The following is a 23,464-nucleotide window of genomic DNA, read 5'->3' on the forward strand; positions in this document are numbered from 1 at the left end:
ATAACCAATTGGGTAATTAATGGCGAAGTACATATTTTGATATGATACTTTTTCATCAGAAGCTCAAAATACATCATTAATGAAATTTAAGATACTTTTAGCATTATGTTTTGTCAATATAATGCAGGCTCAGAAATTTTACTTTCCGAAAGCAGCAACAACAGATTCTGTGATTTTGGAAAAACAAATTCCCGAACTCGCTTTAAAGGTGATTACTGAATATCAGTCTCCTAAGAACAAACCGAAGTATGTACTCACGTTTTTAGATAACCTGTTTCGTTTACAGCTCGCGGCAAAGGATTACAAAAATTCCATTACAAGTTTAACCGATTACCGTAAGGAATATGCAGATCATAATATGGCGGGGAACAAATATCTTGCTCATGAAATCTACAGTATAGCCAGACTGATGGAAAAGGATAAAAATATTCCGTTTCCAGCCGCTCTTCAAGCGGCCTTTACTACAAGATATGAAAGTTTATCCGAACCGCTGACCACCAAAGTAGGACCCACTCTGGATATTGATTCAGATGTAAAGGACCATAAAAAGAGGTTGAATGCAACACTTGACAAACAAAAAGATAAGGACAGCATAGACTATGCTTCCGCTCTGGCTTTATGTAAGAACTATGTCAATTATAAGACTTACTCAAGCATCAAGCCTCAGATTATGCAGCTGTTCAAAGTAAAGGAGCAGGAAAAATTCATCATTGAAACCAAAATCCTTACTTTAAAAAAAGGAACAAAACTTACCATTACGATTGTACGAAAAAAAGAAAACACTTCTCCTCTTCCTGTTATACTTACCAATAATATTTATGCCGGGGAATTTTTAGATGCAGCGATAGGGAAAAGAGCAGCAGTTTACAATTACGTAGGAGCCGTGGTTAACACCCGTGGAAAAAGAGACAGCAATGACCCCAATCATCCATTTGAAGACGAAGCTCAGGATCTTTATGAAGTCATCGACTGGGTCAGCAAGCAACCGTGGAGCAATGGTAAAGTAGGAATGATAGGCGGAAGTTATTTAGGATTCAGCCAATGGGCAGCTGCCAAAAAACTGCACCCGGCTTTGAAAACCATTGTACCTCAGGTTTCGGTAGGGATCGGAATAGATTATCCTTCTCAGAATAATGTCTTCAAGGGTTATATGCTCCAGTGGATTCACTATGTCACCAATAATAAGCTGACTGATGAAGCAAGCTTTAATAATGATACAAAATGGGATTCCATCAATACAGCATGGTACAAAAGCGGCAGATCATTCAGAGCCCTTGATTCTTTAAGCGGGAAGCCCAATACAATATTCCAAAGATGGCTGGATCATCCCGGTTATGATAAATACTGGCAAAACATGGTCCCTTACAAAAAAGAATTTGCCAAAATAAACATTCCTGTTTTAACGACTACAGGCTATTATGATGCTGATCAGATCGGAGCATTGTATTATTTTAAAGAACATCACAAATACAACAAAAATCCTAACCATTATTTAGTGATAGGACCTTATGATCATGCAGCAGCTCAAAGCTATGGAAACAATTATGTTTATGTTTTCGGTTATGGGAATCTACTCATAGATCCTGTAGCCAGAATAAGTATTGATCAACTTGCTTTTTCATGGTTTGATTATATTCTGAAGGATGGCAAAAAACCGGAACTTCTGAAAGATAAAGTCAATTTTCAGATCATGAACAGTAATACATGGAAACATGTTCCTACTCTTGATAAAATGCACTCATCTTCTCTTAAATTTTATCTTCAGGATCGTAAAAACGGTTCTTCAGTTTTTGAGAAATCCGGAACTGAACAATTTACCCAACAGACCATTGATTTTAAAGACAGAAATCCGAAATATCTTTATCATACAGTAAGCAAACAGGATAGTGTGTATGTAACCAATTCTATTTATTTTGAAAGTGAAATTCTGGAAAAGGATATTACAATAAGCGGAAATTTATCCGGAATATTCAACGTTTCCATCAACAAAAAGGATTTTGATCCCAAAACCCTATTATATCAGGTACAGCCTGATGGTAAGATATTTTTACTGTCTACACATCTTACCCGAGCCAGCTATGCAAAAAACAATTCCAAACGTCATCTGCTTAAACCTGGCAAAAAGGAGCAGATCCCAATCAAAAACTCATTTTTCATCAGCAAAAAAATAGAAAAAGGAAGTAAACTGGTCTTACTGGTAGGAGTTAATAAAAATAAGAACTGGCAGGTCAATTATGGCACAGGAAAAAATGTAAGTGATGAAACTATAAAAGATGCAGGTGAGCCTTTGGAAATAAAATGGTACAACGACAGTTATGTGGAAATTCCCATTTATAAAGAGTAAATTCTTTTGTTTGCTCATTTTTCCCCAAATGTTTTTAACAACTGTTAACATCAAAATAAAAAATCATTACATTTGCTTTTTTTCAAATCAAATATAGTTATTGAATGAGTCAACTTTTTAGAAGAAAAATCTATTCAGATACAGATACTTCGACGGGACTTTTAAGAGTGCTGGGTGTATGGGACATTGTATTTTTTGGTATTGCGGCCATTATTGGAGCTGGGAGTTTCAGCAGTTTGGGAGAAGCCGTTTTCAGAGGCGGTCCCGGTGTAATACTACTCTATTTGATTTGTGGTTTTGCCTGTGGGTTTACCGCTTTATGCTACGCTGAATTTGCCAGCAGAATTCCTACGGCAGGTTCTGCCTACACATATGCTTATGCCAGTTTTGGGGAATTGATTGCATGGGTTATCGGCTGGGCTCTGATCATGGAATATTCTTTCGGGAATATTTACGTAGCCTTTTCCTGGTCAGATTATTTCACCAGTTTTTTAGGACGTCTCGGAATGCATATCCCTGATTATCTTACCTGCAGCTATACCGAAGCCAGAAAAGCCGTTCAATATGGTTCAGAAAACAAGGAACTCTTAAATGCATGGAAGACCGCTCCATTAATCGGAAGTTTGAAATTCATTGTAGATATTCCGGCATTGGTTATTAACGGTTTGATTACTTGGCTTTGTTATGTAGGAGTAAAAGAAAGTAAAAACTTCAATAACTCTCTGGTTATCTTAAAGCTTGGAGTAATTTTACTCGTTATTCTTGTTGGTTTTGCGTATATCAATACTGAAAACTGGACCCCGGTAAGCCCGACAACCGGAACACCATCCTTCATGCCGAATGGTTTTGCCGGAGTAATGAGTGCCGTATCCGGAGTATTCTTCGCCTATATCGGATTTGATGCCTTAAGTGTTCTTTCTGAAGAGACGAAAGACCCGCAGAAGACCTTACCAAAAGGAATGATTATCTCTCTTGTATTGTGTACCGTGATCTATATTGCTTTGACATTGGTCTTAACAGGAATGGTAGATTACAAAAAATTTGATGGTGTGGGAGATCCGCTTTCATTTATATTTGAAAAAACGAATGCCAATGTAGCCTGGATGGAGCTTGTTGTTTCTTTCGTTGCGATTGTTGCCATCACTACCGTATTATTGGTTTTCCAGATGGGACAGCCGAGAATATGGTATGCCATGAGCCGTGACGGACTGATGCCTGCAAGATTTCAAAAAATACATCCTAAGTATAAAACGCCATCCTACGCAACGATCGTTACGGGAATTGTGGTAGGTATTCCTATCCTGTTTACAGATAAAACGTTCATCCTTGATTTTACAAGTATCGGAACTATTTTCGCTTTTGTACTGGTATGTGCCGGAGTATTAATGCTTCCAGCTAAAGAAAAAATTAAAGGCAGATTCCACCTTCCTTACGTGAATGGTAAAATCATTTTCCCTGTCATTTTCATTGGAGGTTTACTGGCTTTCTACCAATGGCAGCCTGAGTTTTTTGATAATCTGATGAACTGGTCAGATCCTAATGAAGGAGAATTCAGAGCTTCTATTTTCTTTTTTATTATCATCAACCTGATTCTATGTGTCGTAGCTTTTATCAAGAATTTATCATTAATTCCATTGATTGGTTTAAGTTCATGTCTGTATCTTCTTACAGGAATGAGCCATGAGAACTGGTTCTGGTTCGGAATGTGGTTCCTGATCGGTATGGTTATTTATTTCTGCTACGGATATAAAAACAGTAAGCTTGGAAAAGAATTAAAAGACAGCTAAGTAAGCTCTTAATAAAATTGCGGAAAGGCAAAATAGCAGATAGGTTACACCTGATGGAAAGACCTGATTTGTTATTTTGCCTTTTTACTTTTTTGGGCTCTTTTAAAAATCGGCAGAATTATTGCTTTCAACTCAATTGAATCAATAAACTAACCCGCCATGTCTGAAAGAATCAAAACATACAGAGAATTTTATCAGTTTTATCTTACTGAGCATAGTAAAACAGGTACCCGCATTTTCCATTTCATCGGAACGTTTCTCGTATTTTTCGTATTATGGTATGTCATCAGTTCCGGAAAAGAAAGATTTCTTTGGTATATCCCGATTGTAGGTTATGGATTTGCCTGGTTCAGTCATGCTGTGATTGAGAGAAATAAGCCGGCTACTTTTAAATATCCTTTATGGTCTTTAATCTCGGATTTCAGACTGTTTTTTGAACTATTGATCGGGAAGCAGAAATTCTTTACGTCCAATAACCAGCCTCAAAAGCAGGAATAGCCTTTAGTTTCTTTTCTTTTTTAATTTTGAAGACGCAAGAGCATTTCGACTTAGCACAATGTGAGATTTTCAGCAAATGATGATATTATTTTTCTCGCAGATTGTGGAATTTTTTTTAATAATATCTGCCTAGTTTTCAAGAGCTGTAGAGGATATTAAAGTTTAGATTCCTTGCTTTGCCCGGAATGACAAAACAGAGTTTTGAAATTTTATCGGAGATAAAATCTTTGCGCCTTAAAAGAATTCCTTCTAATAATACTTGCGCCTTTGCGTTTTCCGACCTTTACTTTTAGATTGAGATTGCTTCACCTTCGGTTCGCAATGACTATATGTTGGTAGAATTCTGTTTATTCTGAGGGAGTTTCTTCCCAATCAGATAACCCAATGAAGGCAGAATACATGATAATACAACCGGAACTATCAAAGCCAGACCTGATCCGTCAAGGATAATCGTTAAAGGAAAAAGATATCCGTTATAAACAAGCAGTGCCAATGTAAAAAGAAAACTGTCACTATTACCTGTAGAAAGAATATTAAAATCGCTTCCAAACTGATCAAACAAGCCGGAGCAAACGAATAAGAAAACATTCACAAAAAACATCCATAGGACGGTTCTGTAAATCATCCCATTTTTTGCATTCAGATATCCGGCGAAGATCAGAAATAAAGATAAAATTCCGGAAACGGTATAATCCAGTCCTGAAACATCAACTTCACTACCCATTCTTCCAAAGAAATACATGGCATACAATACCAGATTTCCGAGATAGATGACCGTTACATAATTCATACGTTAAAAATTTTATGTTTACGGTTAGTATTGTTTTTCAAGTATGTCGTAATGAACCGTGTTGGCTATTTTTTCAGCGAATGCATCTCCGTTTACTTTTTTCGGTTCAGGAATATAGCTTGAAAAGGTTATCGTATGATCTTTATTGATTGTTACTTCCACTTCTTCAAGGATATTTTTATCATCTACATAAAACTGGATCCTGTTTTCAACAATCCTCCAAAAAGACAGTCTTGGTTCAGATGGACTGCAGTCACCCGACTTCCCTTCTACATAATTATAAATGGCAAAACCATCTTCCCTGATGGCATAATTTCTCATCAGGCGGCAGTTATCGAATTCTTTTATCACTTTCTTTTTACCTTCATAAAATCCGGCTTCCTTCAGTTTCCAGAATCCCGTAACGTTTTCTTTGGTTAATTTTTGGGCACTGACCAGAGAAACGGTCAGAAAAGAGGCAAGAAAAAATATCTTAGACATAATGAATTTGTGTTTTTTGATTGTAAACGAATATAATAGTGAGTAAAGAATTACGGCGGGCGGCTTCGCCGCCCGCCGTAATTCTAAACCTTAAACTTTAAACTTTAAACCTTAAATTCAAAGCTCTATTTAAACTTCTTCTTAAAACTGAATTTAAGCATATTCATAAGTCCCGGTTCAATGATATCAATTCCCAGTCCGAAATTGCTGTCGGCAATGGTATGATGATCTGTTCTGAATTGTTCAAACTCACTTTGCGGAATTTCAATATTGATCAGAGGATTGTATTCAATATAAACACTTGCCCCATTTTTGTTCACTTTTTTTCGACTTTTATAATCAAAATATGGGTTGGATATTGTACTTTCCTGAACTGTATATTTTTCTTCAACATCAATTTTCTGATCCGTCTGCAAATTGATTTCATATTTCTCACTATCGAAATTATGCCAGAAAGGTAAATCTTTGTGGATGAAATCTCTTGCACTCGCCTTCACTACATTCCGGTCAAAGTACATCAGAAAACGGTTTTTCTGTGGATCCACAAAATAAGGATTTTCAATGGTTGCGGTATACTGGATCTTAACTTCATTCAGTCTTTTATCATCACTTACTACATCAATAGCAGCATCTTTGAATACGTTTCGGACATCTGTACCATTGCGGTCGCCTGAATAATTAAGCGCATAGAAAAGAAAGCTGTTCCAGCTGTCTATGATTTCTCTTTTATTGGTACTTTTAAAATACCTTCTCATAGCATTGGCTCTGTTTCCTTTATAAGTTGTTGATAAAGTAAGCTTTCCGGTATTACCCTGTGCATTTAAATCTACTCTTTCATCAATGCAGAAATAAGGGAATTTATAAGATTTTCTCACCTGAAGCTCCTGATCTTTCTTCACTTCCAGATAATGCATAAAATAGATAAAACCTCTGTTTTCAATCAATCCGAATTCATCACGGATGGTTGCATCAATGAAATATTCTTCACCTTTATAATTCACTTTTACGACAACATGATTGAAACTTAACAGGGACGGCAGATAATATTTAATATAATAATCCGTATTAAAATTAACCAGCACTACAGAGGCGTCTACTCCTATATAATCAAGGATTACTTTCAATAAAACCGATTTTGCCTTACAATCACCCTGTTTATTTTCATACGTTACTGATGGTTCCTGTGGCTTATGTCCATTCATTTCATCTGCATTGAAGACATAATAGATATGATTTTGTACATATTCTATGGCAAACTGCAGCTTTTCATCCTGATCAGCAATGGCATCCAGTTTTTCAACCAGGTTGGGAGCAAAATCCTGTAAAGAAGATTTGTTAAAAATCTCCTCATAGAACGGTACAATATAATTGGAAAGATCTTTCCAGTTGCTTTCTGTAGCAAAATCTACATAAGGAAAAATTTCACGGCCTGAATCTACAGGGTTGATATAATTCTCTTCTTCAATGACAAATCTGTCTCCTTTTTTCAGATAACTGATTTCCGGCTCAAGAACATTTCCCTGCTCATCTCTGAAGAATGTTTTTTTATAGGCAACAGCCTGTTCACGTTCGTTGATGAATGTAAATTTAAAACTTCCATAAGCCCAATAGTTATCCGGACTTACCCAGACATACTTTGAGAATTCCTTTCTTAGAAAATCACGGTCTGTAAATTCTTTGATCCTTGAATCTTCTAAGATCAAAACATCATACAGCCTAAGATCTTTAATGGTAATATTGATTTTTTTATTACTGCTCAGAACCCCTCCACTGCTTTGGTTTTCACTGTCGAGAACCTTAATTTTTGTGTCCGGAATCTTATCGATCAGCACTCCATCCCTTAACACACTGATTCTGTGAATCTGGTAGACTTCATTTTCCTCCACAATCACATCAGAAACAGAAGCTCTTTCCAGGTTTCCAGGTTCGTTCAGAGTATACGCCATGCAGACGTACTCACTGTTTTCCGTATTGCTTGTATAGTATTTTTTGTCTAAAAAATAGCAGTAATCACGACCTTCATCAATTTGTCTTCTGGCAAATTCGGAGTCTTTGATTCGGTTCTTTATTTCCTCATCCCCGATATTTCCTGCCCACATTTCAGGTTTTTGAATCCTGTAATTTTCAACTTGCATTTGATTATCCATATTTATTATAAGAATTATATTTTGGTTAGTGTTTAAGAAATTCAAATTAAACAATTAAAAAAGTAAAAAACAATAGCAGAAGTACTACAAATTCAGTATTTTTTTTCGGCACAGTAATTGCGAGGTATGGGGAAAATCAAGTTTATGAAAAGTATAGCAACAATTCTAAAAGGGGCAGCACCCGCATTAGCATTATTCGCAATGACGCAATGTACAACCACAGCCAATGCATCCGCAGGTGATGAAAAAACATTCATCGTAGGACCACAAACAGCAGATTGTACAGGAGTAGCTCCTATGAAATGTCTGCAGGTAAAAGAAAACGCTTCCGGAAACTGGACGAATTTCTACAGCAATATCGAAGGATTCACTTATGAACCGGGGTATGAATATGTTTTAAAAGTAAAAACAGAAAAAATTGAAAATCCGCCAGCTGACGGATCTTCCATAAAATACACTTTGGTAAAGCAGGTTTCTAAAACGAAAAAAGCAGAAATGGCAGCCAATGAAAAGACAATTATCGTAGGGCCGCAAACCGTAGAGTGTTCTGCTGGAGCCGGTCGTATGCAATGCATGCAGGTAAAAGAAAGCGCTTCTGCAGCCTGGACGAATTTCTACAGCCACATTGAAGGCTTTACTTATGAGCCGGGTTACGAATATGTTTTAAAAGTAAAAACAGAAAAAATCGAAAATCCTCCGGCAGATGCTTCTTCAATCAAATATACATTGGTAGAACAGGTTTCTAAAACGAAGAAATAATCAATAAAAAACCGCTTCTGAAAATTCAGAAGCGGTTTTTTATTGCTGGAAGCTGGGAGAATGAAGCCAGAAGTTGCTTTGGGACGATCCGAAAAAGTCAGCAAATAATCCATTTTAAGTGTTTATTTCTGTCTTTCTTTTTACTTTCTTTTTACTTCCTTTTTATCTTAAAACCCAGTCTCTTTTTGTGGAGGATCAGGATATTTTCCTTTCGTAGCCTCTCCCACTGTGTTGGCTGTTGTCATCGCCACTACAAGATCGTTCAGCATTCCGCTGGCTGCGGTGGGTGAATTGGGAAGGAGTACAAGATTACTTCTGTTGCTGGCGCCCACAGAATGTAAAGTATCATAATGCTGTGTCACCACAATCAATGCTGATGCTTCATGAGAATTGATATCCACATTATTTAGCATTCTTACAGACTCTTCAAGTCCTTTGGCAATTTCTCTTCTCTGGTCGGCAATTCCCTGCCCTTGTAATTTCTTGGATTCTGCTTCTGCTTTTGCAACCGCAACAATTCTTATTCTTTGTGCTTCAGATTCGTATTCAGCAGCCGTTTTTTCTCTTTCTGCTGCATTGATCCTGTTCATGGCATGTTTTACCTGCTCATCCGGATCAATATCGGTTACCAAAGCTTTGATAATATCATAACCATAACTGTTCATAGCATCCTGAAGCTCGCTTTTCACTGCAATGGCCACGTCATCTTTTCTTACAAAAACATCATCAAGCTTCAGCTTGGGAACTTCTGCTCTTACGACATCAAAAACAAAAGAAGTAATTTGATTTTCAGGATTTTCCAAACGGTAATAAGCATCTCCCACCTGGCTTCTGATGACCTGATACTGAACAGAAATTTTCATTTTGATGAAAACATTGTCCAATGTTTTGGTGTCAATCATGACATCCAGCTGCTGAATTCTCAGATTAAGTCTTTTGGCAATCTGATCTATGATGGGCAGCTTCAGGTGAAGACCTGAATGCTTTACCGCACGGAATTTCCCGAAACGCTCTATAATTGCTGCTGTTTCCTGCTTAACGACAAAAAACGAAGCGAATAAAATGATAAGCCCGAAGAAAATAACGGGTGCAAAATATATACTCATAGTTTTAATTTTTATTAATATGTCGTTACACCACCTGTTTTTGTTAAAAACATTTTTTGTAAGTAGCTGCTTAAATATAAGAAAAATAAATGTAGATCCGGAATATAATCCCCGGGAAATCAGACTTGATGATATCATATTTTTTTTAAAACCAAAATTATTCTGAAAAAGACTTACTTTTGAATATTCATTACATCATGGTCAATTCAAAAGAAATATTAAAAGATCACATCTCTAAATTCACTTCAATTACTGAAGAGCAATTGGATTATGTTTTCGGACATTTTAACCTGATCTCTTTAAAAAAAGGGCAAAGTCTTATCTCGGAAGGTGATTTTGTGAATCATGAATATTTTGTTCTGGAAGGCTGTCTGAAAGCATTTTATCTTAATGACAGCATGAAAATGTTTATCCTTCAGTTTGCCATGCCTACGTGGTGGGTGACAGATTTTGATGCACTTTACAATAAAACAAGAGCAACCATCAATGTAGACTGTATCACCAATGCCAGCATCCTTTCTATTTCCAACGAGGACAGGGAAAAGATCTGTAATGAAATTCATGAAGTTGAACATTTTTTCAGATGGAGAACCAATAAAGGGTATGTAGCCGCCCAGAAACGCCTGTTATCTTTTATGAATAATGATGCCAGATTCCGGTATGAAGAACTTCTATCCTTGTATCCTCAATTGTACAATCTGGTTCCGAAACATCTGATTGCATCTTATCTGGGAGTAACCAGAGAAACTTTGAGCAGGCTGCACCAGTAATCAACCTCTTTAAAACAATTAATCTCTTCCTCTATTTTGTGAGGTACATCACGTAATTTTTTCCTTCAGTCGGCTGAACTTTGTGTCAATATTTAAAGCCAATAAAAATGGACACAAAAAATTTTAAAGTCAATACAGAAAACAGTACTATCGACTGGATCGGAAGAAAAGTAACCGGCGCTCACAATGGAACTATCGGTATAAAAGATGGAAACTTCACATTTGGAGAAGGAAGTTCTATGTCAGGAAAGTTTGTCATAGATACCCGTTCCATCAAAATCCTGGACATTGAAGATGCTGAAACCAATGCACAGTTTGCCAATCATCTGGCTTCTGATGATTTCTTTAATTCTGAGCATTTTCCTGAAGCTCATTTCGAAATCAAGCATGCTGAACCGGGTGATGAAAATCTTTATTATGCAAAAGGAGATCTTACCATAAAAGGAATTACACATCCTATAGACACAAGCCTGCAGATTGTAAAAACAGATAACATGGCCGTTCTAAAAACCAAGATCATAGTAGACAGAACGAAATTCAACATCAGATTCAGATCTTCCAATTTCTTCACCAATCTTGGTGATACGCTGATATACAACAATTTTGACTTAAACATCCATCTTGTAGCGGAAGCTTATTAATTCTATAACCTTAAAAATTGACCATCATGCCATTCATCAAAGTAGATGTACTTCGCGAAGATCTTAACCGCGAAACAAAACAGCAATTAATCAGAAAAATAAGTGAAGCTGTAACCTCAGTTTTAAATAAGGATCCTCATTTAACGCATATTGTCATCAATGAAATTGAAGATGACAACTGGGGATACGCCGGAGAACAGGTTTCAGTATTAAAAGAACAGGGGTTTTCAACAGGAAAAAAATAAATCAGCAATGAAAAAACAAACCGTCATTATAACAGGAGCTTCTTCAGGAATAGGATTGGAAACCGCCCGTTATTTCCTGGACAGAGACGATAATGTCATCATCAACTCACAAACGGCATCCAAATTAGAGGAAGTTTATCATGAATTGGGAGCAGGGGAAAATCTGGCAATGGTTGCCGGAAGTGTTTCTGACAAATCAACAGGGGAAGCATTGGTAAAAACAGCAATTGAAAGATTCGGATCAATCGACGTTCTCGTCAATAATGCCGGAATTTACGAGAACAAGCCTTTCCTTGAAGTTACCGAAGATTATCTGGACCGTTTTTTAACAACGAATTTAAAAGGAACATTCTTCACTACACAGGCTGTTATTCCTCAGATGATCAGACAAAAAGACGGCGTCGTGATCAATGTAGGAACGCCATTGGTGTATCATGCCATTGCGGAGTCTCCTTCCACAGCGCCTATTTCGAGTAAGGGAGCTATTCATGCACTGACTTTGCAGCTGGCGGCAGAGTTTGGGAAAGATAATATCAGAGTCAATACGGTGGCTCCCGGATTGATCAGAACTCCCATGCATGGTGCAGACCTTGACAATAATTCAGGAATCCATTTGATCAATCGTATTGGAGAACCTGAAGAAGTTGCTCAAATGATTCATGCGATTGCAAAGAACACATTAATTTCCGGGGCCATCATCAATGTTGACGGCGGAATGAGTGCCGGGCATCATTTATCATGAAACTATCATTAATTATAGCATGGCTGCTCAGCTTTCCGCTGAGTAGCCTTGCACAAAATCTAAAGGATATGAAAACCAATCAGAACGCAGAAACTGAAATAAGAAATGTGATAGAGAACTATTATTTCAAAGGAATTGATGAAGGAAATACTGAACTTCTTGGAAAAGCATTTTATAAAGGAGCTTTGCTTTTCGGAGATATCAATGGAGTTCCGTATTTCAAAACTGCAGAGCAATATATTGAAGGCGTTGGAAATCGTATAAGTCCGCAGAAATCAGGAAAAGGTTTTAAAGCGAAAATTATTTCAATCGACATTATGAATTCAATTGCTGTTGCAAAATTAAACGTAAGGATGTATGATTTTAATTATTATAATTTCATAACTTTCAATCATATAGACGGACAATGGATGATCGTTAACAAGACTTTGACCAATGTACAGCCTTAATTCAGATTTTTAATGAAAACCAATACAATCATGTGGAATAAAAATAGAATTACGGAATTACTGGGAATAGAATATCCTATTCTGCAGGGACCTTTCGGCGGAGGCCTTTCCACCGTTGAACTGACAACAACAGTGAGTAATCTCGGCGGATTGGGAGGTTTCGGAGCTTATACTTTGTCACCGCAGGAAATCTATGATGTTCACAGAGCCATACAATCCAAAACGGACAAACCTTATAATCTCAATCTCTGGGTAAGCGATCACGATATCATTAACGAAAAACACACAAAAGAACAATACCAAAAGGCTGTTGAGACTTTCAAACCTTATTTTGATCTTTTGCAGACGGATATTCCTTTACCACCACTCTCTTTTGAATCAAAATTTCAGAATCAGCTGAACACGGTTCTGGATATTAAGCCTAAAGTTTTCAGCTTTATGTTCGGACTTTTGGATGAAAATATCATCGAAGATCTTCATCGTCAGGGGACTGTTGTGCTGGGAAATGCAACAACGCCGGATGAAGCTGTTGCTCTGGAAAAAACAGGAGTGGATATTATTGTGGCTTCAGGTTTTGAGAGTGGCGGCCACAGACCTTCGTTTCTGGATAGTGCTGAGTTTTCTGTAACGGGAACTTTTGCTTTGATTCAACTGATTAAAGATAAGGTAAAAATTCCTGTAGTTGCTGCGGGAGGAATTGCCAACGGCCGTGGAATTGCGGGTGCTTTTAAGCTGGGAGCTGATGCTGTACAGATCGGAACGGCATTTCTGGCTACTGAAGAATCCGGAGCGTTACCGATACACAAAGAGTTTTTATTTTCTGAAGCTGCGAAATCCACTACTTTAACCAGAGCTTATACCGGAAGATTAGGACGTGGAATTACGACAAAAATCACAAGAGATGTATTGGCTGCAACAGAAAAAACATTACCGTTCCCATTGCAGACGCATTTTATGGGGGCATTGAGAAAAGCAGCTTTGGAACAGCAAAAAAATGATCTGGTTTTCTTCTGGTCCGGTCAGATTGCGCCGCTTTTAAAGCATAAAAAAGCCTCCACTTTAATGCAGGCATTAATTGAAGAGGCTTCTGAATTATTACAGTAAATAGAATTTATACGGTCATTCCGATGTCTATTCCTTTAATTTTTCTATATAAATCGGTAGCGTAATTGTCTGTCATTCCTGAAACGAAATCAATCACCCCAAGAACTTTCTGATAATCGGTGCCGTCATTGTAAATAAATTGCTTTGGAATTAGTTTCAAAGCTTTTTCATCATAGGATTTCCTATTGTCCTTAGACTTCAGAATGGAAGGAATAAAGTGATCCAGCAATTCATACATTACATTGTAACCGGCATTTTCAATTTCAACAACAGCTTTATGATTGTAAATTTTTTCTACCGAGAAACTTTCGATATCCTGCAGAGCTTTATTTTCTTTTTTATAAATATCAAGTAAGCCATTGCCAAGATTTCCTTCAAGAATCATTTCAAAGTTATGCTTATACATTTCAATCGATTTGTTGATCAAGGCATTGATTACTTTTGCTCTTAAATAAGAAATCTGTTCATTTTCATTGGATATAGAACTTAACTTTGTTTCAATTCTCTGAACATCATCCGTCTCCGATTTTACCAGCTCGAAAAACAGGTTTTTGCAGTCTGCTGTGGAAACAATTCCCAATCTATGGGCATCTTCCATATCAATGATGTTGTAACAGATATCGTCAGCCGCTTCTACCAGCCATACAAAAGGATGTCTTTTGAAAATGTGAGGTTCTTCACTTTCAGAAATAAGCTGTGTTCCTTTGGCAATTTCCAGGAAAATATCTTTTTCATTCTGGAAAAAACCGAATTTCTTTCTGTGAATGATTCCTTTTTTCTTTGCAACCGCTTCACACGGATATTTTGCAATACTTGCCAACGTAGAGAATGTCAGCTGGATACCTCCTGCATCTTTCCCTTGCTGCTGCTGTGCCAGCACTCTGATGGCGTTGGCATTTCCTTCAAAATTAACCAGATCTGCCCACTCCTTTTCATTGAACTTTGATTTCAGATCCTTTTCATTTCGTTCAAAATAGCTTGCAATAGCATCTTCCCCGGAATGTCCGAATGCAGGATTTCCCACATCATGGCATAAACACGCTGCGGCAATTACATTTCCTAAATTATAGAGATAAAAATTTTTTGAATCTTCAGTGAGGTCGTTTTTAAAATCTTCAGCAATAAATTCACCGATAATACTTCCCAAACTTCTTCCTACGGATGATACTTCCAGAGAATGCGTAAGTCTGTTGTGCACAAAAACACTTCCCGGAAGAGGAAAAACCTGCGTTTTATTCTGCAGTCTTCTGAAGGCAGAAGAGAAGATAATTCTATCGAAATCCCTTTGAAAATCAGTTCGCGAAGCTTTGGTCTGTGGATTGTTTCCTGTACGTTGATTGGTGAAAATCTGGTTTAAATTCATCATTTTTCAAAATTACTCCAAATTTTAATTGTATGGAATAGTATTTAGATTTTTATTAGTGAGATCTTTCATTCAAAAAATCTATTATAGTAAACGTTTTTTAGGGATCGGAAAACTTGATGAAATATTTTACATTTGGTCTAACTAATACATTGAAGATTATGAATGATTCTTCTTCATGTCAATTTTAAATTCTTAATACAATGACAGACAACACATGGCTCAACAGATGGGATGAAAGATACAGCACCAAAGAGTTTGCGTATGGAACAGAACCCAACAATTATCTCAGAGAACAATTAACACGGTTAACGCCCGGAAAAATACTTTTTCCTGCTGAGGGTGAAGGCCGGAATGCCGTTTTCGCAGCAACACAGGGATGGAAGGTTTCAGCTTTTGATATCAGTACAAACGGCAGGAATAAAGCGTTACAACTTGCAGAACAACTGGAAACCACCATTGATTATCAGGTTGGAGAACTTTCAACGTTAAACTATCAGAAAGAACAATTTGATGCCATTGCTCTTATTTACGCTCATTTCCCGGGAGGCATTAAATCTTCTATCCATCAGATGCTGAATCAGTATCTGCGTAAGGGCGGTTTTATTATTTTCGAAGCTTTCAGTAAAAACCATCTTGAGTATATTGCAAAGAACGAGAAAGTAGGCGGTCCAAAGGATATTGAATCCTTATTTTCTATTGAAGAAATCAAAGCTGATTTTCCGGATTATGATATTATTGAATTAGCAGAAACAGAAATTGAGCTCAATGAGGGACTATTTCACAACGGGACAGGTTCCGTCATTCGTTTTGTAGGACAAAAACTGGCCTAAAAATATTTTAAACAGGTTTGTTTTGGGATAAAAATCAGGTTTTATGCAGCTATGGAATATTATTTGAATCTTTATCTCAAAACAAACGTATGCCTGAAGGTCCATCCATCATATTAATGAAAGAAAGCGTGCAGCCATTTGCAGGACAGCAAGTGACAGAAGTTTCAGGGAATGCCCAGTTTGAGAAAGATTCTTTTATTGGCCAGACTCTTCTCGAAATCCGTACTTTTGGAAAACAGACTTACCTCGTTTTTGAAAAAGCAGCCATCCGGATTCATTTATTAATGTTTGGTTCTTATAGCATTGATGAGCAGACCAAGCCGGATAAAAGTTTGCGTTTAGCCTTGTTTTTCGCTACCGGAAGTATTTATTTTTATACCTGCTCTGTGAAATCCGTAGATCTTGATTTTCTCTCCACCATTGATTGGGAAGCCGATGTAATGAGCGATCAGTGGAATCCCAAAAAAGCAGAAGAGAAATTGAAATCCAATCCGAAAATGATGGTTTGTGATGCATTGATGAATCAGGATATTTTTTCGGGTGTGGGAAATATTATTAAAAATGAGGTTCTTTTCAGGATTGGCATACAGCCGGAAAGCTTAGTGGGTAATCTTCCTGCTAAAAAAAGAAAAGAATTAATCGCTGAAGCCAGAAATTACAGTTTTGATTTTCTGAAATGGAAAAGAGAATTTATTCTGAAAAAGCACTGGCTGGTTCATACAAAATCGGCATGTCCGGTTTGTGGACAAAAATTGGTTAAGAAACAAACGGGCGTAGGAAAAAGAAGAAGTTTTTATTGTGAAAAGGATCAGAAGCTTTATTGAATAAACGGTTATTTTATGTTTTGGCTGAAGCTGTTGACTGTTTTTATTAATCTAACGGCCAAAGCCCGTTGCTATTGAATCATAATATTCTATTTTTCCCCACTGATTACACAGATTTACACAGATTTTCTAATCATTTGACTGATATTTATTATTACTCATTACTTATATATCAGTCTGAGTTGAGAAGACCTCCTGCAAATCTTGTAAAAAACTCGGAGCGGTAGACTTCACCAAGAGGAATTTCGGAATCTTCAATGTATATATTATGATTGTCAAATGAATCTATATAATTCATATTCACCACGTAGGATTTGCTGACTCTGATAAAGGTTTCCCCGGAAATCTTCTGATGAATGGTTTTTAAATTCATTGCCGTGATCAGCTTTTGCTGCTTTGTATAAATAACGACATAGTCTTTGAGCCCTTCAATAAATTTAATATCTGAAAAACTGATTTTATAGAACCTGCGTTCTGCCTTTATGAACAGGTAGTCTGCGGTATTGGATTCTACCGTATTTTTCACGGTATTCTTAGATAAAAGTTCGGTGTAAAGTACCGCTTTATCAATTGCTTTTTCCAGCCTTTGAGGATCAACAGGCTTCAGAAGATAATCAACAGCTTCCAGTTCATAACTTTTCAGGGCATATTGGGAATAGGCAGTTGTAAAAATGATCAGGGATTTTTTCGGAAGCATTTCTGCAAATTCGAGACCTGTTACCATAGGCATTTCTATATCAAGGAAAATAAGATCTACCTCATTATCTTTAAGAAATTCGAGAGCAGAAAGCGCATTGGAAAATTCCCCAAGGATACCGATACCGGAAATTTCAGCGATCAGCGATCTCATCTCGGATCTTGCCAGAGGTTCATCATCAATTATAATACAATTCATCACATGGGAATTTTTAAATTTACACTATATTCTGTATCATCAGATTCTATTTTCAAATCAAAATTATCACTATAAAGAAGTTCCAGTCTTCTTGTGATATTGGCGAGCCCAAGTCCACTGCTCTTTTTGTCCGAAGGAAGATAACCGGTACTTATTGAATTTACACATCTGAAATAAAGCTGCCTGTTATTGATATTGATTTCTATTTTCACATAGGATTCTCTTCCACTGAGATCGGCACTATGCTTCACAGCATTTTCTACAAAAGTGGTAAACAGATTCGGAGGAATAAAGGTACTGTTTATTACTCTTTGATCAATATTGACCTGAATGTCAAAAGAAAAATTGTCCCGTCTTATTTTTTCAAGGTTTAAAAAGTTAGACAGGAAATCAATCTCTGAAGTCAGCAACGTTTTTTCTTCGCTGTTTTCATACAGCTGATATCTGAGAAACTCGGAAAGTTTTACAATGACTACAGATGCTTTGGCCGGATCTGTTCTGATCAATGCTTTTACATTATTCAGCATGTTGAACAGAAAATGCGGATTAATCTGGTTTCTCAATTCATTCAGCTCCATATTCAGGGTAAGATTGCTCAGTTCATTGATTCTTTTATTATCACTGATCCATTTCTGCAGAAGTTTGATGGTTGTCGTTGTCAGGATGATCGGAATACACATCAGAACACCCTCATAAATACCTCCTCTTTCATTATCTTTCGGAATATATTGTGTTCTGAAATCCTGAAAAAGATGTCTGAAACTGTACCCGATGAAATTAAGTCCCATCACACCCATAAGAACCAGCAATACAAGATAAGTGACATATTTTGTTTTAAAGAAAAACCGGGGAACCAATACATATATATTAATGTAGACCATTGCGATCAGAATCACATACACAAAGAATAGTACATAGTACTGATATATTCCGGAATACCAATGCCAGAATCTTGCGCTGTAAAGCAAAAAGAAAAAAAAGATCAGGAACAGGAGATGCCTTCGGAATCCATACTTCGCTTCCACCAGAAAATCCATCACAAAGGTTTCTTCAAATTTCCACGGGCTATATTTCATATGGCAGGCTCATTTTATTACAAAAATAGGCAATAACGGAAATTAAAGTTGTTTTTATTATACAAAACCGGTATTTTATTATACCAATGATTAAGCTTCAGGATTTCGTATAAAATACCGGCCATTTTGTATAAAAACAAATTTGTATCCTTCTTTTCTCTATTCCTTTGTGCTGATAAATGAACACATATGGAATTAACAGCTTTTCAAGAACTCACTCAGGAAATATCAGTAGAATGTTTTTTTATGACCGAATCTCAGCAGGAAGAAAAAGTAATACAGCTTATCGATCTTCATCATTTTATAGAATGTTTCGACGCAAAAATGAAAATTGTTAGCTATCTGCATCATTCCATTAATATTGTAAACCATGAAGGAAAGAAAAAAGGAATCCTGTTTTGTGACCTGAAACATTCTGCCGTTCCCGACAGCAATACATCTGAAGAGTTTAGAAGAAGATTTGGGCTCTCAGAGCTCTGGTTTGTTTTTGTAGAGGAAACATTTGTGCCTGATACCGCCTGCTACACGGATGCAATTATTGAAAACAGCCTGGATATATTCTACGACAGGATTTTTACCTTCAATTTTTTCCAATCTATCATTCAACCCTTAAAAAAATAAAACTGATTGTATAATATCTGAACTTATTTTTAAAATTCACAAGCTGGAAGATTAAAAAAAAATTAAAATTTTCTTCTTCCGGCTTTTAACCATTTCTTCAAAATACAATCAAAAAACAAAGCCGGCATAAGCTGTTTCAAATTTCAGGAATTCCCTCCTCCTTATGAAAACTCTTATTACTGCATGCACATCACTGATGAAAAGGATTTAAGAATTTGTATAAGGATTATTAAAAACAGGACATGGCAGTACCCAAACAAATATTTCAGACTTTTAAAACTAAAAAACTTCCTTTGATAACACGATATCACATCTGGAATATGAAAAGGAAGAACCCGGAATACAGCTATTTCTTTTATGATGACAGTGATATTGAAAAATTTCTCACAGAAGAATTTCCTCCCAGCTATATTGAAACCTACCATAAACTGACAATTGGTGCTGCAAAAGCTGACTTTTTCAGGTACGCTGTTTTATATAAAAAAGGAGGCATTTATCTGGATATTGACAGCAGTATCGTAAAGCCGTTCCGGGAACTTATCAAAGAAAGTGACGAAGCGGTGATCAGTGCGGAAAGACATGCCAATTTATATGTGCAATGGGGACTTATTTTTAATAAAAACCATCCTTTTCTTAAGAAGACATTAGAACTGATGCTTGATAATATCAATAATCACCGGTATCCGAATGATGTACATGCTACTACTGGTCCTACTGTCTTCAGTAAGGGCATAAAACAGTCTCTGGCTGAAAATCCATCTATTCCTTTTACTTTGTTTGACGGCATTGAGTTCAGAGGTTTTTTAAAGTTCAAATATAAACTGGGTAAGTTCTTTTTATACAAAAAAAGGTCTGAACACTGGAAGCAGCAGCAAATGCAGCAGGATATTATTGTTTAATGAGTTCCCATTTTTGAGAATACATTGATAATAATCACTCCGGTTACAATCAGGGCAATACCAATGATAGCCGGCAGATCCGGGATCTGTTTGAAGGCTATCACTCCGATCATCGTTATAAATACAATCCCTACTCCGGACCAGATGGCGTAGGTAATTCCTACAGGAATCTGACGAAGGGTAAGGCTTAAAAAATAAAAAGCGCAGGCATATCCGGCAACTGTTACTACAGATGGCCATAGTTTGGAAAATTCCTCAGATTTTTTCAGAAAAGTAGTGGCAATAATTTCAAATATGATTGCCAGAGCAAGAAAAATATAACTGCGTCCCATAAAATTCATTCTTTATACAAAAGTAGTAAAAGCCTCCGGGTAATTCAAAAACAAGGCATCCAAGCCATCGGTCAGCAGACAGTCTTATTTTCAGCTGTGACACAAACTCCTATTTCTCTCTGACATGAAATATGACAGCTGACAAAAATTCCAACATAGGAATCAGTGTTAAAAATAAATTTTATTAACATAAAGATCTGTATGAAGTGAAAAATTAACGTTCAAAAAATACGCTTTAAAACAATATTATGCTAAGCATTATTTATTATTTGTTTTATCAAGTCCAATATAGAAGTCGATAAACGATTAACACATTCACATAATTTTACAGATAAAACAATAAAAGTATTAATAAATTCCAAATAATACATTAATTTATTGTAAACAAAAATTCACCAATACATAAACCTGAAACACGCTAATACACTGATAAACATCATAATATTTTACTTTGGCACATGATTTGAAAGTAGTAATATTGCAATTGAAAGATTGATAAAAAAAAGTCAAATAATTAAAAATAATACAAAATGATAACTTATATCGGTATCGCAACAGGTTTAGTCGTAATTACTTCATATTTCATGACAGTAAGAAGAGAAAGAAACTAATCTTAAACAAAACAAAGCCTATAGAAAATCTATACTAATTATATTGTTTTATGTTTTTAGTCTGAGAGATCAGATCGCTCTTTTACCCATCGGGTAAAAGGGTCCAAAAACATAAACAGAAAGATCTTAGTTTCATAACAAATTTTAATATCCAACGAATAAAGCCGGTCGCAAGTCTGGCTTTATTTTTTATTGAGTCTTTTTCCCACAAATCTTACAGATTTTCACAAATTGTTGATAACACCAACATCAGTTCATTTATCATTACAATCCATTTTACGCTGGACCAGCTGTTTATTATTTTTCAGGATTCTTTTTGACGTCCAATAAAGCTTTATCTTTGTTTACTCAATATTTTTTAATTGTCATTATGAATCTGTACAACCTTATTATTCAAGATAAAGAACAGGTAAATCTTAACGAAGTATTTCTCAATGCGAACAACAGGGAGCAGCTTGTACAACTTATCAAGGAGCATGCTTATGTTAAGGAACTGCAGGAATACGGCCTGCCGGTTAACCATAAGATTCTGCTTGAAGGAAGTTCCGGATGTGGAAAAACAATGACGGCCAAGGCCATTGCCAATGCTCTGGGAAAAAATATTATTATTTTAAACCTTAGCAATATTGTTTCATCCCGTATCGGGGAAACGTCCCAGAATATTAAAATGATCTTTGATAAAGCCGCCAGAGAAAGATCCGTACTTTTTCTTGACGAACTGGATCAGATCGGAAAAGCGAGAGGCAGCGATGATAAAGATGTGGGTGAAATGAGAAGATTAGTTAATACCCTGATTCAACTGATTGATTATTATCCTGAGAATGCTCTTTTAATCTGTGCCACCAATCATCCTGAGATTATTGACACTGCCCTTTTAAGACGCTTCCAGCTAAAAATTAATTATGAAATGCCTTCCGCTGAAATTCTGGATTCGTACTACAATCAATTATTAGCACAGTTTCCGGAAGATTTGAGAACGATTGAAAGAAAATACTCTGTTTCTTTTGCTGAAGCTAAAGACCATGCTTTAACCGCCGTCAAAGCTGCTTTAATAAAAAAACTGGAGGCTAAAGAAATTATCCCATCATGAAAGAAGATATTCTCCACAACCTCGCTTTGATCAATGAAAGAATAAGAAAGTCTTGTGAGCAATCCGGAAGAAACAATAATGAAGTCAGATTATTACTGGCTACGAAAACTGTTTCTGCAGACCGTATCAAAATTGCTTTGGAAAACGGACAGGAATTGATCGCAGAAAACAAGGTACAGGAATTGAAGGAGAAATATGAAGACCTGAAAGACATTCCCCATGAAAATCATTTTATCGGCCATCTTCAGACCAATAAAATCAAAGATATCCTGAAATACGATGTTACCTGCGTCCAGTCTCTGGATCGTCTGGAACTTGCTGAAAAACTTCATCAAAGACTTTTGGCTGAAAACAGAACAATGGATGTTTTGATTCAGGTGAATACATCCAATGAAGTAAGCAAATTTGGCGTTAATCCTGATCAGGCGATTGAACTTACCCGAAAGGTCTCTCACTACTCTACTTTAAAGATAAAGGGATTGATGACCATCGGTCTGTTCAGTGCTGAGACCGATAAAGTAAGAGCATGCTTTAAAATCCTGAAAAATCTTCAGCAGGACATCATCACCGAAAATATCCCCAACGTAGAAATGAAGGAACTTTCTATGGGAATGAGCGGCGATCTGGAAACAGCCATTGAAGAAGGCGCCACCATTGTACGGGTGGGAACTGCCGTTTTTGGAGCGAGAATCTACCCAGACACTTATTATTGGGATGAAGGAAAAACAAATAACTAAGTTTACAACTATATGTTCCCATTTACTTATACTTTTGAGAGAGAAATAAAAGATAGCAAAACGTTTAAAAATGTCACTGATGCAGTATGTCATTCAATCACAGAAAGGGGCTTAACTGATATTGTTCCTGCTGACGGCACCATCATAGGTGAAAACAAAATGTTTAAACTTGATTTTGCCAACAAATCCCCATTAGTTTTCTCACCTGGCAAAGAATACTTCTACTACAACGAAAATACAAGAATTCTTACCTACAAAACAAAGCATTTTATTCTATAGTATTTTCCCTGATCTATTCCGCTGTACTTTTCCTGATCCTGC

Annotated in this window: 25 protein-coding genes; 17 read left to right on the plus strand and 8 right to left on the minus strand. The window is 36.5% G+C overall.

Going from position 1 to position 23,464, the window contains the following annotated elements:
* Positions 1-79 precede the first annotated feature (79 nt).
* From DEU40_RS13770 to DEU40_RS13780, 3 genes are all read left to right on the plus strand, one after another.
* Complete coding sequence (locus DEU40_RS13770) at positions 80-2,344, plus strand: CocE/NonD family hydrolase (RefSeq protein WP_110010359.1); 2,265 nt, start codon at positions 80-82, stop codon at positions 2,342-2,344.
* A gap of 104 nt (positions 2,345-2,448) precedes the next feature.
* A complete protein-coding gene (locus DEU40_RS13775) occupies positions 2,449-4,131 on the plus strand; it encodes an APC family permease (RefSeq protein WP_110010360.1) in 1,683 nt (560 codons plus the stop codon).
* Positions 4,132-4,290: 159 nt separating this feature from the next.
* Entirely contained in the window at positions 4,291-4,629 is a 339-nt protein-coding gene (locus tag DEU40_RS13780; protein WP_110010361.1) for a DUF962 domain-containing protein, read from the plus strand.
* 325 nt (positions 4,630-4,954) lie between these two features.
* Here the strand turns inward: DEU40_RS13780 and DEU40_RS13785 are convergent, their stop codons facing one another.
* The 3 genes from DEU40_RS13785 to DEU40_RS13795 all read right to left on the minus strand — a co-directional run bounded on the left by DEU40_RS13785 (position 4,955) and on the right by DEU40_RS13795 (position 8,046).
* A complete protein-coding gene (locus tag DEU40_RS13785) occupies positions 4,955-5,419 on the minus strand; it encodes a hypothetical protein (protein ID WP_110010362.1) in 465 nt (154 codons plus the stop codon).
* Positions 5,420-5,443: 24 nt separating this feature from the next.
* The gene (locus tag DEU40_RS13790) at positions 5,444-5,899 is read right to left on the minus strand and encodes a lipocalin family protein (protein WP_110010363.1); all 456 of its coding nucleotides are present in this window, start codon (positions 5,897-5,899) and stop codon (positions 5,444-5,446) included.
* A 125-nt stretch (positions 5,900-6,024) separates the two neighbouring features.
* Positions 6,025-8,046 (minus strand): hypothetical protein, encoded by a 2,022-nt coding sequence (locus DEU40_RS13795; protein WP_110010364.1) that lies wholly within the window; start codon positions 8,044-8,046, stop codon positions 6,025-6,027.
* A gap of 144 nt (positions 8,047-8,190) precedes the next feature.
* Here DEU40_RS13795 and DEU40_RS22665 point away from each other — a divergent pair, with 144 nt between their 5' ends.
* Positions 8,191-8,805 (plus strand): DUF4377 domain-containing protein, encoded by a 615-nt coding sequence (locus DEU40_RS22665; protein WP_228406516.1) that lies wholly within the window; start codon positions 8,191-8,193, stop codon positions 8,803-8,805.
* 167 nt (positions 8,806-8,972) lie between these two features.
* On the opposite strand, the gene DEU40_RS13810 is transcribed toward DEU40_RS22665, so the two are convergent.
* Positions 8,973-9,911: an SPFH domain-containing protein gene (locus DEU40_RS13810; RefSeq protein WP_110010426.1), complete on the minus strand. Its 939-nt coding sequence runs from the start codon at positions 9,909-9,911 to the stop codon at positions 8,973-8,975.
* 179 nt (positions 9,912-10,090) lie between these two features.
* Between DEU40_RS13810 and DEU40_RS13815 the strand changes: the two genes are divergently transcribed.
* From DEU40_RS13815 to DEU40_RS13840, 6 genes are all read left to right on the plus strand, one after another.
* Positions 10,091-10,681 (plus strand): Crp/Fnr family transcriptional regulator, encoded by a 591-nt coding sequence (locus DEU40_RS13815; RefSeq protein WP_228406517.1) that lies wholly within the window; start codon positions 10,091-10,093, stop codon positions 10,679-10,681.
* A 107-nt stretch (positions 10,682-10,788) separates the two neighbouring features.
* Complete coding sequence (locus DEU40_RS13820; RefSeq protein ID WP_110010366.1) at positions 10,789-11,322, plus strand: YceI family protein; 534 nt, start codon at positions 10,789-10,791, stop codon at positions 11,320-11,322.
* A gap of 26 nt (positions 11,323-11,348) precedes the next feature.
* On the plus strand, positions 11,349-11,567 hold the full coding sequence (locus DEU40_RS13825; protein WP_062675241.1) for a tautomerase family protein: 219 nt from the start codon (positions 11,349-11,351) through the stop codon (positions 11,565-11,567).
* 7 nt (positions 11,568-11,574) lie between these two features.
* Positions 11,575-12,309, plus strand: coding sequence for an SDR family NAD(P)-dependent oxidoreductase (locus DEU40_RS13830; RefSeq protein ID WP_110010367.1), 735 nt, complete (start codon positions 11,575-11,577; stop codon positions 12,307-12,309).
* Positions 12,306-12,758, plus strand: coding sequence for a nuclear transport factor 2 family protein (locus tag DEU40_RS13835; protein ID WP_110010368.1), 453 nt, complete (start codon positions 12,306-12,308; stop codon positions 12,756-12,758). The genes DEU40_RS13830 and DEU40_RS13835 overlap by 4 nt, the downstream gene beginning before the upstream one ends.
* Before the next feature lie 12 nt (positions 12,759-12,770).
* Entirely contained in the window at positions 12,771-13,862 is a 1,092-nt protein-coding gene (locus DEU40_RS13840; protein WP_228406518.1) for an NAD(P)H-dependent flavin oxidoreductase, read from the plus strand.
* Positions 13,863-13,869: 7 nt separating this feature from the next.
* Here the strand turns inward: DEU40_RS13840 and DEU40_RS13845 are convergent, their stop codons facing one another.
* Positions 13,870-15,225, minus strand: a complete 1,356-nt coding sequence (locus DEU40_RS13845; RefSeq protein WP_110010428.1) for a deoxyguanosinetriphosphate triphosphohydrolase — start codon at positions 15,223-15,225, stop codon at positions 13,870-13,872.
* 203 nt (positions 15,226-15,428) lie between these two features.
* Between DEU40_RS13845 and DEU40_RS13850 the strand changes: the two genes are divergently transcribed.
* Positions 15,429-16,058: a class I SAM-dependent methyltransferase gene (locus DEU40_RS13850; protein WP_110010369.1), complete on the plus strand. Its 630-nt coding sequence runs from the start codon at positions 15,429-15,431 to the stop codon at positions 16,056-16,058.
* Between the two features lie 89 nt (positions 16,059-16,147).
* Positions 16,148-16,882: a DNA-formamidopyrimidine glycosylase family protein gene (locus tag DEU40_RS13855; protein WP_110010370.1), complete on the plus strand. Its 735-nt coding sequence runs from the start codon at positions 16,148-16,150 to the stop codon at positions 16,880-16,882.
* Positions 16,883-17,054: 172 nt separating this feature from the next.
* Here DEU40_RS13855 and DEU40_RS13860 read toward each other — a convergent pair whose 3' ends face one another.
* Both DEU40_RS13860 and DEU40_RS13865 read right to left on the minus strand, forming a co-directional pair.
* Complete coding sequence (locus DEU40_RS13860) at positions 17,055-17,777, minus strand: LytR/AlgR family response regulator transcription factor (RefSeq protein ID WP_110010371.1); 723 nt, start codon at positions 17,775-17,777, stop codon at positions 17,055-17,057.
* Positions 17,777-18,853: a sensor histidine kinase gene (locus DEU40_RS13865; RefSeq protein WP_110010372.1), complete on the minus strand. Its 1,077-nt coding sequence runs from the start codon at positions 18,851-18,853 to the stop codon at positions 17,777-17,779. Before DEU40_RS13865 ends, DEU40_RS13860 begins: the two co-directional genes overlap by 1 nt.
* Positions 18,854-19,042: 189 nt before the next feature.
* Between DEU40_RS13865 and DEU40_RS13870 the strand changes: the two genes are divergently transcribed.
* Positions 19,043-19,474, plus strand: coding sequence for a hypothetical protein (locus DEU40_RS13870; protein ID WP_110010373.1), 432 nt, complete (start codon positions 19,043-19,045; stop codon positions 19,472-19,474).
* A 242-nt stretch (positions 19,475-19,716) separates the two neighbouring features.
* The gene (locus DEU40_RS13875; RefSeq protein WP_110010374.1) at positions 19,717-20,373 is read left to right on the plus strand and encodes a glycosyltransferase family 32 protein; all 657 of its coding nucleotides are present in this window, start codon (positions 19,717-19,719) and stop codon (positions 20,371-20,373) included.
* Here DEU40_RS13875 and DEU40_RS13880 read toward each other — a convergent pair.
* Positions 20,370-20,705 (minus strand): DMT family transporter, encoded by a 336-nt coding sequence (locus DEU40_RS13880; protein ID WP_110010375.1) that lies wholly within the window; start codon positions 20,703-20,705, stop codon positions 20,370-20,372. The genes DEU40_RS13875 and DEU40_RS13880 overlap by 4 nt on opposite strands.
* 981 nt (positions 20,706-21,686) lie before the next feature.
* Between DEU40_RS13880 and DEU40_RS13885 the strand changes: the two genes are divergently transcribed.
* Genes DEU40_RS13885 through DEU40_RS13895 form a run of 3 tightly spaced genes read left to right on the plus strand, consistent with a single transcriptional unit; the run spans position 21,687 to position 23,422 of the window.
* On the plus strand, positions 21,687-22,406 hold the full coding sequence (locus tag DEU40_RS13885) for an AAA family ATPase (RefSeq protein ID WP_110010376.1): 720 nt from the start codon (positions 21,687-21,689) through the stop codon (positions 22,404-22,406).
* The gene (locus tag DEU40_RS13890) at positions 22,403-23,143 is read left to right on the plus strand and encodes a YggS family pyridoxal phosphate-dependent enzyme (protein WP_110010377.1); all 741 of its coding nucleotides are present in this window, start codon (positions 22,403-22,405) and stop codon (positions 23,141-23,143) included. Before DEU40_RS13885 ends, DEU40_RS13890 begins: the two co-directional genes overlap by 4 nt.
* A 12-nt stretch (positions 23,144-23,155) precedes the next feature.
* On the plus strand, positions 23,156-23,422 hold the full coding sequence (locus tag DEU40_RS13895) for a hypothetical protein (RefSeq protein ID WP_110010378.1): 267 nt from the start codon (positions 23,156-23,158) through the stop codon (positions 23,420-23,422).
* Positions 23,423-23,464: the final 42 nt, after the last annotated feature.

The organism is Chryseobacterium sp. AG844 (assembly GCF_003182335.1).
Lineage (GTDB): Bacteria > Bacteroidota > Bacteroidia > Flavobacteriales > Weeksellaceae > Chryseobacterium > Chryseobacterium cupriresistens.